Origin of the sequence: Sutcliffiella deserti (genome assembly GCF_020037475.1) — a bacterium.
GTDB lineage: Bacteria > Bacillota > Bacilli > Bacillales > Bacillaceae_I > Sutcliffiella_A > Sutcliffiella_A deserti.
Window position 1 is genome coordinate 933,429 of sequence record NZ_JAIQDB010000001.1, and the last position, 13,194, is coordinate 946,622.

The following is a 13,194-nucleotide window of genomic DNA, read 5'->3' on the forward strand; positions in this document are numbered from 1 at the left end:
TCCCTTTCAGAGCTCAGAAGCATCATAATAAGGATATTTTCTTTTTCACTACTCCATTAGTATACAAAATAGAAAATAGAACGCCCCCCACTAACACAATGGCGACCTCGTTCCAGGACGCAACGAAAGCCACAATTACACTTAGTATTAGTGTCTGTATAATAAGAATCATTTGTAGCATCTTGAGAAACGCTTTGTTTCTTTCTTCCTCACGAACAGGATAGATGGATAACCATAATTTATTATAGTGATGTCTCCACATCGGAACTAGTTGAAATGCCGTTAAATAAAGAACCAATAATGGAGCGATATATGTCGAGTATCCAACTGGTAATAAGAAAAGAAGCACTCCCCCAATAACTAATAATCGTAAAAATAAACCAAAATAGTCACCTGAGCGCAGAAAAGTCCTTAAATAAAGATACTGAAAGGAGTTATTTTGATGATAACCGGTGGCAGGAAGCACAAAGTCCAACCATTTTCTTCTTTTCACCTTTTCCTTTAATCCTGGAACATCGACAAACAAATTAGCCACACGGTAAAAGAGTTGCATTCTTTTTGTTTCATTTTCAATTAAAAATTCCCATTTCCAATTTAACTTCTTTGAGGCTAACTGGAAATAGATAAGCAACGCTCCCATAATCGCTAGGATTAAGAGAACAAATAAAAAATCCGCACGAACAAAAACTAGATAAAGAAGGGCGAAGTTCAATAAAAGACGAATCCACCAATCCACTAGACGTGTCTTAAAGTCCGTGTAGAGGCTCAGTAACCAGAACATCCATAAATTCCATGCTTTTATTACAATTAACAAAGCAATAATTCCCAAAACAGTTTGCAGTGTTGCATCTGTAAGGGTAAGAAATAATGGAACAGATATTCCGAATACAATTAATAGTATATAGCTTTCAATAACAACAGAGTATAAAAAGGATTTTTTAATATAAGGCTTCAGCTTTACCTCGAGGGGCAGTAAAAAAACCAGGTCCGGATCCTTAAGAAAGGTATGTATACTTCCTCTCGTTAAAAGCAATGCAAGCAGCGCACCCATAAGTAATGCATACGGAAAATCCTTAGGAACTTCTTCGAGCCAATTTTGGTAAGCAAGTGCCAGGCCACTTAGTAGGAAGATCATGACAATAACTAAGTGATCATTGAACATATAACGTAAATATTTGCGCGTATCCTTTAAATATTGATCAAATCTATTCTTCCACAGCTTATCTACATTAAACATCGCTTTCTTCCTTTGTTAACCTAATATAAAGATCATCAAGTGAGGCAATAGGCATATTAAATTGTTTTCTAAGCTCTTCAAGTGTCCCTTTTGCCCGTACTTTACCTTCATGCAATATAACAAAAGAATCACAATATTTTTCAGCCGTTGCTAATATATGGGTGGACATTAATATTCCTGCACCATTTTTCTTCGCTTTGTCCATTATTTCAAGCAAAGAATGAATCGCAAGTGGGTCCAACCCGACAAAAGGTTCATCTACGATGTAAAGCTTAGGTTCAATTAAAAAAGCAGCAAGAATCATGACTTTTTGCTTCATACCTTTTGAAAAATGAGCAGGAAACCACTTTAAACGCTTTTCCATACGAAATTCTTTAAGCAATGGGTGTAATCTTGCTTCAAACGTCTCTTTTGAAAGACCATACGCCATAGCAGTCAATTCTAGGTGCTCATACAAGGTTAACTCATCATAAAGGATTGGTGTCTCAGGAATAAAGGTAAAGGTAGAGCGGTATTTAGTAGTATCCTCCTGGATTGAAATACCATCTATTTTAATAGATCCTTTTTTCGGCTCCATCGTCCCAATCACATGCTTGATTGTCGTACTTTTCCCAGCTCCATTTAACCCAATCAGCCCTACAAGCTCATTAGGTCTCACAGAAAAAGAAACATCCTTCAAAACAGCCTGATTGGTATACCCACCAGTCAACTCACTAATCTCCAACAAATTCATATTCACCATCACACAACCTCCCAAATCAAATCCTACTCTAATAACACGTACTACATAAACAGCAAAAATCCTGCCGGGGTCTGGCCCCTAAAAAAAATATTTTTTAAAGTTTTTTCTAAATATAAAATTTACCATAACATAATTTTAGCGTAAGTGCGCATGATAAGGAAGGAAGGGGAACGGGGAGCAAGAAACAAGTTATAAAATCAGCTTTTTGAGAATGAGGGTGGCTGTCCAAGACAGTTAATGCTTATTGTGCTGAAAGTTAGATTTCATTTCTCTCGTCGTTGTGGGACTTAACCGGCTACAACAACTCGATCATCATGAACAGAACTCCTGCTGATGACCGGAATGAGGTGTTTACGGGCGACTCTTTATTAGTAAAGTAGTATATCCGTGAGTAATTCATTTTGAAAATGAGGTGTTCGTCAAAGACGATTCAGTCGAAAACCACGTTGCTAAAGTTGCGATAACTAAGTAACAAGGGGATGGTTGTTTTGAACAGGAAAGCTGATAACTAGACACATTTTTAAAATTCAGATGATGAGGTGTTTATCAAACACAATTTATTTGTAAGCTAAAAATGCTGTTTAAAGGCTTCTCCTTATTAGGATAGAGAAGCTTGTGGCTCCCCTTCCCTTTCTATAAAGCAGAAGCTGTTTATTAGCTTCTGCTTTTTTATTTCCCCACCAAGTAATACACTATTATGTTCCTTGTTCAAAACATGGTAATATAAATAAAAAACATAGAGGTGATTCAGATGGATGATTGTATTTTTTGCAAAATTATTAATGGGGATATTCCCGCAGCAAAGGTATATGAAGATGAACATGTTTTTGCTTTTTTAGACATTAGTCAAGTTACAAAAGGACATACACTTGTCATTCCGAAAGTACATAAAGAAAACATCTACGACCTCCCACCAGAGATGGCAGCTAATGTATTCAAGGTAGTACCAAAAATAGCAAACGCTATTAAGGAGCAATTTCAACCGATTGGCTTAAATCTACTCAACAACAATGGAGAAGCAGCAGGGCAATCGGTTTTCCATTATCACATTCATATCCTTCCACGCTATGGAAAAGGTGACGGATTTGGAGCAGTCTGGAAGTCCAATCAAAGCGATTATACTCCTGAAACTCTAAAAGAGCTTTCTACTCAAATTGCCAAAGGGATAAAATAACATATCGAAGCTTTTGAATATATTTTCAATAACGGGTTTCTCTAGTTGCTCTTATTAGTAGGCGAATATAGCCTAGGCGCTGAGAAACCCTTTTATTGATTGTAGAGATTTCCTGCTCACCTATCTAACCAAATGACCGACTCATTTCTCCGATTGTAGATATTTTCTCAACAGGTAACCAATCTGGATGCTCAAATTCATATGTATGCTCCCTTAAAAACTTTTCAATAAACTCTCTGTAGGAAAAGTTCCATCGCAATAAATGAATAAATTCTTCTCTTGTTCCTAAAAAATCCACTTTCTTTTTCAGATCATCTAACATGTCAATATGCCATTTTTCCTGTAGTGTACTTGTACTTGGTATATCCTTAAAGCGGACCATTTCGCCTTCCCATAGCAAAGCTTTCGGTACATAATAAGCATAAACCTTGTCAAAAACTTCCCCTGTATTTAAGACTAATTTTTTACCTGTATGTTCTCGAAGCTCATAATCTTTTTCTGTAGCATTAATTAACTTTAATTGATCTTCATCCATAAATGTAATCCATACTTCTGTTTTTGCCCCTTTCATTGGAGCTATTACAGCCGGTAATGAACCATAAGGCGCTAAAAAAGAAGAGTAGACAATATCTGAATCAGTTATTTCCCCTTTTACGCAAAGCATAAAGTCACTATCAGAAGGACGCAGGCTAAACTTATAACGAAGCTGAGCCAGGCAAACATTGGAACCGTAAGCAACAACAGGAATTTTTTCTTTTATCGAACTTCCCCCAAGAAAATCTTCTACCTTCCTTTCCTCAAAGCTATTAAAGGCAAGACTACCCAGTATATGGTCGGTATTGGAAAGATAAATACTTTGCTGTTCCAATGGCAATCCTTTCAAGCCACTCATTCTGTGCGCTTTTCCTTTCCAAAATAGAAAAGATGAATTTGGTCTTGGTCCAGGGTAAATATTTGGTTGGTCGTATGGACTTAAATCAAAAGGTTTATTGTCCCGATACACCCCAACCCACCTCCTTTTTAATTGTCAAAATATTTTATGTATAGCAGCACATTTCATGTTAGGATAAATATTATCATTTTTTTAGAAAGCTTTATAGGGGGAAAGTTATGAAAAAGGTGTATAATTTTAATGCTGGTCCAGCTGCACTACCAAAAGAAGTGTTAGAAAAAGCTCAGCATGAATTTTTAAATTACCGTGGAACCGGATTGTCTGTAATGGAGCTTAGCCATCGCAGTAAACATTACGAAGCTATCCAAGAAAAAGCCATGCAGCTTTTAAGAGCATTAATGCGAATACCTGAGGACTACGAAATTTTATTCATGCAAGGTGGAGCTAGTCTTCAATTCACTACCATCCCATCTAACTTTTTAACAGGGGACAAAATAGCAAACTATTGCCTGACCGGATCCTGGTCTGAGAAAGCTTTAAAAGAAGCATCAAGAGTTGGTAGAACCCATATTGCCTCTTCTTCGAAAATAAACAACTACACTTTCATCCCAGAAAACTTAACGCTCTCTGATAAACCTGCTTATGTTCATCTAACCAGTAATAACACCATCTTTGGTACACAGTGGCAGTCCTTTCCCACTTTGCCACAATCAGTCCCTTTAATAGCAGATATGTCGAGTGATATTCTTAGTAAACAAATAGAGCTAGAGAAGTTCTCACTAATTTATGCGGGTGCCCAAAAAAATCTTGGTCCGTCGGGAGTAACAGTGGTAATCATTAAAAAAGATTTACTGGATACGTGCCCTGAGCCTCTCCCAACGATGCTCAACTACCAGACATACGCAACCAATAAATCGCTGTATAACACACCGCCTACCTATTCTATCTATATGCTCTCCCTTGTTTTGGAGTGGGTAGAAAATCAAGGTGGCATCAAGGAAATTGAAAAAAGAAACACAGAAAAAGCAAACAGGCTATACCATACTATTGACTCCAGCCATGGTTTTTACAATGGTCCTTCACAAACTAACAGCCGCTCCAAAATGAATGTTGTCTTTACTTTACCCACCGAAAAATTAACTCTTTCCTTTCTGAAACAAGCAGACGAGAAAGGATTTGTCGGGCTTGCTGGACATCGTTTGATTGGCGGGTGCAGAGCTTCCATCTATAACGCAGTATCACTAGCAGATTGTGAGGAACTTGCCTCATTCATGGAGAAATTCCGAACAGATTCTATATAATAAACAAAATACTTCTCAAAGTAAGTAAACTTATGTATAATAATGAGAATAATCTGCATTAGACAAAGAGTGTACTAATGGGATTATAAAAAAGTAGAAGAGCCGAGGAGAGATGAGAAATGAATACGAAAACTTTAGTAACACTAGCTTTAATGGTGGGAATTGGTGCAGTACTTCACACAATAGTTCCAGGAGTCATCCTAGGAATGAAACCAGATATTGCATTAACCATGATGTTCTTAGGAATTATTTTATTTCCAGAAAAGAAAAACGTCTTGTTATTAGGACTTGCCACAGGTTTTATCTCTGCCCTAACAACAGGGTTTCCTGGAGGACAGCTGCCAAATATCATTGACAAGCCTATTTCAGCCTTTTTATTCTTTTTCATGCTACTTGCATTAAAGAAGCTGAATAAGAGTTTACTAAAAGCAGGAATATTGACTGCACTTGGCACAGCCATATCGGGAGGAATCTTCTTAGGTTCCGCATTATTTCTTGTCGGATTACCTGCTGGAGGAACATTTTCCTTTTTCTTTATGACAATAGTCTTGCCAACTGTAGCATTAAATACGGCACTAATGGTTATTCTCTACCCTATTGTTACAACTATTGCAAAGAGATCCAATATAAAAATAGCAGCTTCTGCCTAACTTAAAGAGGGGATGGTCCTTAGGGATCCATCCCCTCTTCTATTCTATCTATGTAATCCATAAAGCAATAATCGCTAATAAAAGTGTTCCAACACCTGCACCGAAAATTACGAAAGCTTTTTGTTGCAACACTTTTCTGGGTGGATAAACTCCTCCTCTTTGAGAGCTAAGATAATAGTTTACTCCACCAAAGATTAGCAAGATGCTTATGGTAAATAAACCAAATGTAATTCCTACCATCTATCACCGCCCCCTTTCTACATATCTATGCTTTTTCTCGCTTTCTTATAACATGTCTTTTCTTCAATTAGATTCTTGTACAATTACTTCTCTTTTTTATTATTAAAAGTTTTCTAATTTAAAGGATTTATAACTCAAGCTTTTAATTAGAGTAATCTACGAAGAATTCTGTTGAAATGGAGCGTAGGCCATCGAATAAGCACTTTTATATTTAGGGTTCATTAAACACCGCTGTTGCTCTCCACGAAAGGCTTCGCGTCCGCGGGGCGCTTGGGAAGCCTCCTCGGCTTACGCCTGCGGGGTCTTCCCTAACCGCTATCTCCCGCAGGAGTCTCCGCCTTTCGTTCCGTTTCACAGCTAGGATTCTTAGAATCGTATGTTGCTTATTTGAAACAGAAATCCATAGGTAAAAGTGTGGGGAAACCTTAATATTCAAGGAATCTTCATAAGAAGACATCCTACTATAAACATAGTAGAGAAGGACATCTCATATAAAGTGATTTCCCCTGTGGATTGGAGTGGCAGGTGATCGACTCCGGCGTCCGGCCGCTTGTAGACGGGAGACCCCACAGGCGCAGCCGAGGAGGCTCCCGCACCGCCCCGCGGAAAGCGATCACCTAGAACGGAAAGAAACAGGTTTCAGAACTAACCTACCTATTATCAAGACAGTATTTAAAGATGTCGCAATATATTCAAATAAGAAAAGGCCCAAATATTTAAAGTGTTGCCCCCTGTGTATTCGAGTGGCAGGAGTTCGACTCCGGCGTCCGGCCGCGGTTGACGGGAGACCCCGCAGGCATCGCCGAGGAGGCTCCCGCACCGCACCGCGGAAAGCGAGCTCCTGAAACGGAAAGCAACAGGGAGTTTCACAACTAACCAATCTATGTCCAATGCAGGCACCACTAAAATAAATTTTTCCAAACAAGGAAAGACTAAAATAAAGGAATTTTTCTATAAATGTTGAATTATATAATAATCTTAAGGGTATTGAACTATACTTACATAATTTTATTACGAGGTGATCAAGATGAATGGAAAATCATTAATAAGTGGAATAGTTGTTGGAAGCGTTATCGCAGGAGTCTCTACACTACTTACTACCCCCTCTTCAGGAGAAAGCATGCGGTCAAAAGTAAGAACAACTAAAGAGCAAGCAAAACTAACTTTTACCGAACTAAAAAGCGAGGCAATGCAGATCAAAAGTAACGTATCAAACGTAGTCGAGGAGAGCAAAACCGTTATTCCAAACGTTTCAAAAGACCTTAAAACATCGCTTGAAATTTGGCAGGACTCTATCCGGCCACACCAGGAAAATATCCAGGATAATATTGCTCTTGTAGAAAAAGAAGTAGAAAAATTGGAAAAAAACTTAAATAAAAACGGAGAATAATATAAATTTTTAATTTTTTGTATATTTAGACCTTTATTAATTTTTACTTTCTTGTCATAATAGATAGTAATATATTAGAAAAAAGTAGGTGAGTCTGTGAGCACACAGCACGGGGAATATTCATTAAAGGAAGCAATGCTATTTAGTCAACGTGTCGCGCAGCTAAGTAAAGCTCTTTGGAAAACGATTGAAAAAGACTGGCAACAGTGGATTAAACCGTATGATTTGAATATTAATGAGCATCATATCCTTTGGATCTCGTATCATTTAAAGGGAGCAAGTATTTCAGAGATTGCTAAATTTGGAGTAATGCATGTCTCAACAGCCTTTAACTTCTCAAAGAAGTTGGAAGAACGTGAACTATTACGGTTTTCCAAAAAAGAGAACGATAAACGTAATACCTATATTGAATTAACGGATAAAGGTGAAAAAATCTTATTAGATTTAATGGAAAGCTATGATCCTAGTAGCAATTCGGTCTTTAGTGGAGCACTACCTATGCATGACTTGTATGGAAAATTCCCTGAGCTACTGGATGTAATGTGTGTCATCCGCAATATTTATGGGGATGATTTTATGAAAATCTTTGAGCGTTCCTTTAACAATATAGAAGAAGACTTTGTAGAAGTAGATGGGAAGCTTTACAAAAAAGAAGATGCATCTTCTGCTAAAAATGAAAGTCTTACTTCTTTATAAGCAACTTTAAAAATGCACACATAAGCGATTGGTATATCCCTTGTTTTTTTAATGCCAAAATTGTATCCTCTAAAGGCATATGGGGATGTAATCTTTTTTCAAACATAGCAAGAAGCGGAGTGAAAGTTACAAATCCCTCCGCTTTTTGCTTTTCCATTTCTATGGTCAAGTCTTCACATAAATTCATAATATTTGTTACATCTTCCCTGCTCAAGTTCCCCTTAATCACCAACGCGTCAAATGGAAACTGATCTACCTTTATTTGTTTTAATAATAACTCCATCTGAAACTCAAGTTTCTCCATTCTTTTCTCTAAATCGGCCATATTCGACTTCCTTCATCCTCTTTTTCTATTATTCTACCCTATATTTCACTGCTTACCAATATATAGATAGAAGTAAAAAAAATAAATCCAAAACTCCTATTGATTTTTAATATAAAAAGGCGTACATTAGTTTAGTAATTCGAACTTGCAGTATCGGAAGGTGAATCATTATGAATTGTTGGAAATCCATTAACATAACAAAACAATATGGAACCAATCGCTTAACGCTTATTTCGCTTATACTCACATTACTTTCTTTCATTTTGTTCTATTTGTCCTATAGTTTAATTTATGCTGAAATAATCGTATCCTCAAGATATTTTGGCTGGTTTTGCCTAGCGTTAGCAAGCATGTTCACCTTGCATAAGCTTTGTCATGCATTACCGTTACTTGCCACAAAAAAACAAGTGAAATTCCGATGGAAACTTAAAGGCTTTATGCCCTATATTGCTATTAAAACCAAACAGTCTTTTTCAAAAAATGAATCCTACTTAGTATTCTTGGCACCTTTTTTAATTATAACAGTTTCCTTGATATTCCTGACTTCCATATTTCCAAGCTACTATCATTACTTTTCCATGTTAGCTGCTCTTAACATTGGATTATGCTTTACGGATTTTCTTTATATAAGACATATCCAATCCGCACCAAGTGCATGTCAGGTCGAAGAGTTAGATCATGGTTTTGATATTTTGCTAACTAACAAGAATGAAATAGCATCCTAGTTAAAAGTAGGTTGCTTTTTTTTATTCAAAATTTTCCATTAACCTTAATTTGTAAAAAAAATCTAAGCCTCCGAGGTATCTTTTTTCTTAAAACTTTGGTAAGGTTATATTTATAATGCGGATACAAAAGAATAAGACAAAGAGCAAGATATAGATGAAAGCACATATTCAAGGACCAATTTTCTTAGATGACAATTGGACAGATGATTCAGGCTGACATAACAATTCATGCTTTTTTCCTTACTTTTGCCTATCCTCTCATAATAGAAGCCAAAAGGAGGGATCTTATGGCTATCTTATTTATTGTGGTGGCTGTATTTATACTCTTCTACATAAACAAGTTAACCAATGCATTATGTGTTCAAAAGGAAATACCGGAGGAGCGTCAACCAAAAGTATTCCGAACCATCAATGTCCTAATTACTATTCTATTAATTTCTTCTTATGTAGATATCCTATTAAAATCTTTATGATTACTGTAATTGCTTTCTAATTTTTAAATAGTGGTTCATAAAAAAACACTTTATCCTGTCTATGGATAAAGTGTTTTTTTTAGCTGATTACCGCCCAAAAAAAGAAAGGAGAATTTCTTCTCCCCTCTCCCTAGCTAGCTTAGTATAACCAAGCTGCACCTACGATTACTAACAAAATAAACAATACTACGATTAACGCGAAACCTCCGCCTGCATATCCACCTGACATCTTTGTTTCCTCCTTTTGTTTTATTGGGTTTAGAATGAAACTTACCTGAGTGTTGAACTATATCCTCACTCATAGTTAGTTGAACCAATCGGGGTGTTAACTCCCATTTAGCTTCACTTGGTATAGGCTACTGTTGCGCTTTAAAATGCGTTTAGTATAACCAAGCTGCACCTACGATTACCAATAAGATAAACAATACTACAATTAACGCGAAGCCGCCTGCATATGGAGTACCCATCAAGTAACACCTCCTTCTTGAGTTGTTACGATATCTTATGCAACAGTTTCTTAAAAGGCCTAGGCGTTTAACCTGCCTCTAAGGCTTTTTTTATCTAAATTCCTGGGACTGTTGCTTAAGCTATTATCTTCATGATTCTCTATATACTACGTAAGTAAGGAAAATCCGATTGGACTCTTGCCTAGGAAAAAAGATAAAAGTGGAGGTTTGCTTCCATCGAGTGCTTCTTTTAGGGGCTGAATAATATTTTCATTAATTTAAGGGAATATGCTATAGTATAATTTGAATGTTTACTATATATGGGAGTGTTTATAATGAAAAAATGGATGATAGCTTTAACTGTGACAACAACAATTCTGGCTCTTTCCGCATGTAATAACGAAGAGGAAGACAATTCTGAGGTAATAGCAGAAACTTCTGCTGGAAATATCACTCAAGAGGAATTATATGACGCGATGAAAGAGCGCTTTGGCGAAGAAGTACTGCGGGAACTGGTGTATGCTAAAGTTCTTGGTGATACATATGAAGTGACTAGTGAAGAGCTCGATGAACGGTTAAATGAATTAAAACAGGAGCTCGGGCCACAGTTTGAAATGGCACTCACGCAAAGTGGCTTCAAAAACGAAGAACAGCTTAAACAAACTTTACGCATCTCCATGCTTCAAGAAAAAGCTGCAATGGCAAATCTTGAAGTCTCAGAAGAAGAGATTCAAGATTATTATGACAATATGAAACCTCAAATCAGGGCTAGTCATATCCTTGTGGAGGATGAGGAAACAGCAAGAGAAGTAAAAGAAAAGCTTGAAGCTGGTGGGGATTTTTCTGAGATTGCAAAGGAATATTCAGTAGATACCGCCTCTGCTGAGAATGGTGGGGACCTAGATTGGTTTGGTGCTGGTAAGATGCTTCCTGAATTTGAAGAGGCAGCTTACAACTTGGAAATTGATCAAATAAGCGACCCTGTTGAAAGTATGTATGGCTTCCATATTATTAAAGTAACAGACAAAGAAGACAAACAACCGTTAGAGGAAATTCGCGAAGATGTTGAAGCAGAACTTCTTCAATCAAAACTAGGACAAGAATCAGTGGACGCAGCGGTACAAGCAGAGTTGGAAAAGGCCAATGTGGATGTAAAAGATTCTAAGCTTAAAAATACGTTTAACAAAGAGGAAGACACAACTACAACAGATGAAGAGTAGTAATAAACTTTATTCTGTTAGGCTTTTTCCTTAAAGATTGTTGCTATAAGTACGAAAAAAACGGCATTTACATTTTTCACTGCCATGTTCACTCAAAATTAAGAGTAATTTCTAAATTTAACAGGAATAGAGCACGACAGCTATTTTTAAGTAAGGCTGTCCTATACTCTGTTGTTGATTTCCGCAAAAGACTACGCTTTCCGCGGGCCAGTGCTTGAGCCTCCCGTTTTCAGGATTTCGAGTCTCTGCCTTTTTCTCCAATCATTGCTAGGGAAGCACTATTATCAACACTCTTCTTTAAAAGAGAGCCTAAAGTAAAAAAGCAGGAGCCACGGTGCTCCTGCTTTTTTATGCGTTAGAACTATTAGAAAAAACATGTTGCTTTCTTTCACGCTCGTCTTGGATTCGATCCATATAGACTTGTCCTTCTTTTTCGATGATTGCAGACTCTATTTCCTTGTCCTCTTTTGCAGTCCTTAACGTCATATATGCACTAAAACAGATTGCAATTACCACAAGTAACATCCACCAAGGCATTCTCTTTCCTCCCTTCAAAACTAGCACAAGTATCCTAGCTAGTACATTTATATGAAAGAAAGAGAGAACCTATTACCTTTTAGTGAGGCCTTTTGTGAAATCGTACTTAGTTCTACTTATGAAAAGTAGGTTTATAAAAGTTTCGATTGTCCATTGCAAAAATTCTCTCTGTGTATTCTCCTGGTTTGACATGTTCAAGGGCTCGATCAAGCATATTCATTTTTGCATCAATATTATCAATGTAATGAAGAACTTCTGCTTCTTTAATTAGCGGCATTTTAGGGCTGCCCCACTCTGGCTTACCATGATGACTTAGTACCAGATGCTGAAGGACCATGACTTCTTCCCCTTCAATCCCCAACTCTTCTGCTGCTTTACTGATTTCACTAACCATAATGGAAATGTGACCGATAAGATTGCCTTCCACTGTATAACTGGTAGAAACAGGCCCAGAGAGTTCCGTTACTTTTCCTAAGTCATGCAGAATCACACCAGCATAGAGTAAATCTTTATCAAGTGTAGGATATAAAGAGCTGATTGATTTAGCCAATTCAAGCATACACACAACGTGATAGGCTAAGCCTGATACAAATTCATGATGGTTTTTAGTAGCTGCAGGGTATTGTAAGAAATCCTGTTGATGCTTCTTTAAAAGATGGCGTGTTACCCGTTGAATGTTAGGATTATTCATCTCAAAGATGGCCTGCGTAATTTTCTCCATCATTTGGTCTTGACCAAGCGGAGCCGTTTCTATAAGATCTGAGACTGTAACCGTTTCATGATCTTCCTTTGGTTTGATTTTGCGTATTTTTAACTGATTACGTCCACGATAGTGGTGGATATCTCCTTGCACACGCACAATACTTTGAGGACTATAAAGTTCTTCGTCATTAGAGGAAGCATCCCAAAGCTTTGCTTCTATTTCTCCACTTTTATCTTGGAAAATCAATGTCATAAAAGGCTTACCATTACTTGCAATTCCCTTTGTTGCGTTTTTTATTAATAAATGAACATCCACTTGTTCGCCTACCTCAAAGTGGAGAATTCCCTTCTTCATAAACATTTCCCCCAATCTAAAATCGATACATTTTATTTAGTTAGTATAGCACAGTACATACTACTTCAGAATAATCAGAGCAACCGGCA

At 37.1% G+C, this 13,194-nt stretch carries 17 protein-coding genes; 8 read left to right on the forward strand and 9 right to left on the reverse strand.

Annotated elements, in window-relative coordinates; genetic code table 11:
- Positions 1–22: 22 nt before the first annotated feature.
- Together K9B36_RS04510 and K9B36_RS04515 are read right to left on the reverse strand one after the other, a co-directional pair.
- On the reverse strand, positions 23–1,237 hold the full coding sequence (locus K9B36_RS04510) for an ABC transporter permease (RefSeq protein ID WP_223700794.1): 1,215 nt from the start codon (positions 1,235–1,237) through the stop codon (positions 23–25).
- Positions 1,230–1,970 carry an ABC transporter ATP-binding protein gene (locus tag K9B36_RS04515; RefSeq protein ID WP_223700999.1) on the reverse strand — a complete coding sequence of 247 codons (741 nt, stop codon included), beginning with the start codon at positions 1,968–1,970 and terminating at the stop codon, positions 1,230–1,232. Before K9B36_RS04515 ends, K9B36_RS04510 begins: the two co-directional genes overlap by 8 nt.
- Positions 1,971–2,730: 760 nt before the next feature.
- On the opposite strand from K9B36_RS04515, the gene K9B36_RS04520 reads away from it, so the two are divergent.
- A complete protein-coding gene (locus K9B36_RS04520; RefSeq protein WP_223700795.1) occupies positions 2,731–3,153 on the forward strand; it encodes an HIT family protein in 423 nt (140 codons plus the stop codon).
- A gap of 124 nt (positions 3,154–3,277) precedes the next feature.
- On the opposite strand, the gene K9B36_RS04525 is transcribed toward K9B36_RS04520, so the two are convergent.
- Complete coding sequence (locus tag K9B36_RS04525) at positions 3,278–4,156, reverse strand: hypothetical protein (RefSeq protein WP_223700796.1); 879 nt, start codon at positions 4,154–4,156, stop codon at positions 3,278–3,280.
- A 107-nt stretch (positions 4,157–4,263) separates the two neighbouring features.
- On the opposite strand from K9B36_RS04525, the gene serC reads away from it, so the two are divergent.
- Together serC and K9B36_RS04535 are read left to right on the forward strand one after the other, a co-directional pair.
- Positions 4,264–5,346 (forward strand): 3-phosphoserine/phosphohydroxythreonine transaminase, encoded by a 1,083-nt coding sequence (gene serC / locus K9B36_RS04530; RefSeq protein WP_223700797.1) that lies wholly within the window; start codon positions 4,264–4,266, stop codon positions 5,344–5,346.
- Between the two features lie 119 nt (positions 5,347–5,465).
- The gene (locus K9B36_RS04535) at positions 5,466–5,996 is read left to right on the forward strand and encodes a tryptophan transporter (RefSeq protein WP_223700798.1); all 531 of its coding nucleotides are present in this window, start codon (positions 5,466–5,468) and stop codon (positions 5,994–5,996) included.
- Positions 5,997–6,044: 48 nt separating this feature from the next.
- Here K9B36_RS04535 and K9B36_RS04540 read toward each other — a convergent pair whose 3' ends face one another.
- The gene (locus tag K9B36_RS04540) at positions 6,045–6,236 is read right to left on the reverse strand and encodes a hypothetical protein (RefSeq protein ID WP_223700799.1); all 192 of its coding nucleotides are present in this window, start codon (positions 6,234–6,236) and stop codon (positions 6,045–6,047) included.
- Positions 6,237–7,263: 1,027 nt separating this feature from the next.
- Between K9B36_RS04540 and K9B36_RS04545 the strand changes: the two genes are divergently transcribed.
- Entirely contained in the window at positions 7,264–7,626 is a 363-nt protein-coding gene (locus tag K9B36_RS04545) for a YtxH domain-containing protein (RefSeq protein ID WP_223700800.1), read from the forward strand.
- 96 nt (positions 7,627–7,722) lie between these two features.
- The gene (locus tag K9B36_RS04550; protein ID WP_223700801.1) at positions 7,723–8,322 is read left to right on the forward strand and encodes an HTH-type transcriptional regulator Hpr; all 600 of its coding nucleotides are present in this window, start codon (positions 7,723–7,725) and stop codon (positions 8,320–8,322) included.
- Here the strand turns inward: K9B36_RS04550 and K9B36_RS04555 are convergent.
- A complete protein-coding gene (locus K9B36_RS04555) occupies positions 8,309–8,647 on the reverse strand; it encodes a DUF1878 family protein (protein ID WP_223700802.1) in 339 nt (112 codons plus the stop codon). The two genes, K9B36_RS04550 and K9B36_RS04555, sit on opposite strands and share 14 nt — an antisense overlap.
- 170 nt (positions 8,648–8,817) lie before the next feature.
- Here K9B36_RS04555 and K9B36_RS04560 point away from each other — a divergent pair, with 170 nt between their 5' ends.
- A complete protein-coding gene (locus K9B36_RS04560; protein WP_223700803.1) occupies positions 8,818–9,372 on the forward strand; it encodes a DUF3267 domain-containing protein in 555 nt (184 codons plus the stop codon).
- A gap of 287 nt (positions 9,373–9,659) precedes the next feature.
- On the forward strand, positions 9,660–9,845 hold the full coding sequence (locus K9B36_RS04565) for a hypothetical protein (protein ID WP_078381556.1): 186 nt from the start codon (positions 9,660–9,662) through the stop codon (positions 9,843–9,845).
- A gap of 139 nt (positions 9,846–9,984) precedes the next feature.
- Here the strand turns inward: K9B36_RS04565 and K9B36_RS04570 are convergent, their stop codons facing one another.
- The gene (locus K9B36_RS04570) at positions 9,985–10,074 is read right to left on the reverse strand and encodes a YjcZ family sporulation protein (RefSeq protein WP_223700804.1); all 90 of its coding nucleotides are present in this window, start codon (positions 10,072–10,074) and stop codon (positions 9,985–9,987) included.
- A 151-nt stretch (positions 10,075–10,225) separates the two neighbouring features.
- Complete coding sequence (locus tag K9B36_RS04575; protein ID WP_223701000.1) at positions 10,226–10,312, reverse strand: YjcZ family sporulation protein; 87 nt, start codon at positions 10,310–10,312, stop codon at positions 10,226–10,228.
- Positions 10,313–10,626: 314 nt separating this feature from the next.
- On the opposite strand from K9B36_RS04575, the gene K9B36_RS04580 reads away from it, so the two are divergent.
- Entirely contained in the window at positions 10,627–11,511 is an 885-nt protein-coding gene (locus K9B36_RS04580; RefSeq protein ID WP_223700805.1) for a peptidylprolyl isomerase, read from the forward strand.
- A 348-nt stretch (positions 11,512–11,859) separates the two neighbouring features.
- Here the strand turns inward: K9B36_RS04580 and K9B36_RS04585 are convergent, their stop codons facing one another.
- Complete coding sequence (locus K9B36_RS04585) at positions 11,860–12,048, reverse strand: sporulation YhaL family protein (protein WP_223700806.1); 189 nt, start codon at positions 12,046–12,048, stop codon at positions 11,860–11,862.
- A 112-nt stretch (positions 12,049–12,160) separates the two neighbouring features.
- Positions 12,161–13,105, reverse strand: a complete 945-nt coding sequence (yhaM, locus tag K9B36_RS04590) for a 3'-5' exoribonuclease YhaM (RefSeq protein ID WP_223700807.1) — start codon at positions 13,103–13,105, stop codon at positions 12,161–12,163.
- Between the last annotated feature and the right edge of the window lie 89 nt (positions 13,106–13,194).

Bases quoted from the DNA above. Each gene is read 5' to 3' on its own strand.
- K9B36_RS04560 (WP_223700803.1), top strand. From the start codon at position 8,818: ATGAATTGTTGGAAATCCATTAACATAACAAAACAATATGGAACCAAT.
- K9B36_RS04545 (WP_223700800.1), top strand. From the start codon at position 7,264: ATGAATGGAAAATCATTAATAAGTGGAATAGTTGTTGGAAGCGTTATC.
- K9B36_RS04570 (WP_223700804.1), bottom strand. From the start codon at position 10,074: ATGTCAGGTGGATATGCAGGCGGAGGTTTCGCGTTAATCGTAGTATTG.
- K9B36_RS04575 (WP_223701000.1), bottom strand. From the start codon at position 10,312: ATGGGTACTCCATATGCAGGCGGCTTCGCGTTAATTGTAGTATTGTTT.
- K9B36_RS04540 (WP_223700799.1), bottom strand. From the start codon at position 6,236: ATGGTAGGAATTACATTTGGTTTATTTACCATAAGCATCTTGCTAATC.
- yhaM (WP_223700807.1), bottom strand. From the start codon at position 13,105: ATGAAGAAGGGAATTCTCCACTTTGAGGTAGGCGAACAAGTGGATGTT.
- K9B36_RS04585 (WP_223700806.1), bottom strand. From the start codon at position 12,048: ATGCCTTGGTGGATGTTACTTGTGGTAATTGCAATCTGTTTTAGTGCA.
- K9B36_RS04520 (WP_223700795.1), top strand. From the start codon at position 2,731: ATGGATGATTGTATTTTTTGCAAAATTATTAATGGGGATATTCCCGCA.
- K9B36_RS04515 (WP_223700999.1), bottom strand. From the start codon at position 1,970: ATGAATTTGTTGGAGATTAGTGAGTTGACTGGTGGGTATACCAATCAG.
- serC (WP_223700797.1), top strand. From the start codon at position 4,264: ATGAAAAAGGTGTATAATTTTAATGCTGGTCCAGCTGCACTACCAAAA.
- K9B36_RS04535 (WP_223700798.1), top strand. From the start codon at position 5,466: ATGAATACGAAAACTTTAGTAACACTAGCTTTAATGGTGGGAATTGGT.
- K9B36_RS04580 (WP_223700805.1), top strand. From the start codon at position 10,627: ATGAAAAAATGGATGATAGCTTTAACTGTGACAACAACAATTCTGGCT.
- K9B36_RS04555 (WP_223700802.1), bottom strand. From the start codon at position 8,647: ATGGCCGATTTAGAGAAAAGAATGGAGAAACTTGAGTTTCAGATGGAG.
- K9B36_RS04510 (WP_223700794.1), bottom strand. From the start codon at position 1,237: ATGTTTAATGTAGATAAGCTGTGGAAGAATAGATTTGATCAATATTTA.
- K9B36_RS04565 (WP_078381556.1), top strand. From the start codon at position 9,660: ATGGCTATCTTATTTATTGTGGTGGCTGTATTTATACTCTTCTACATA.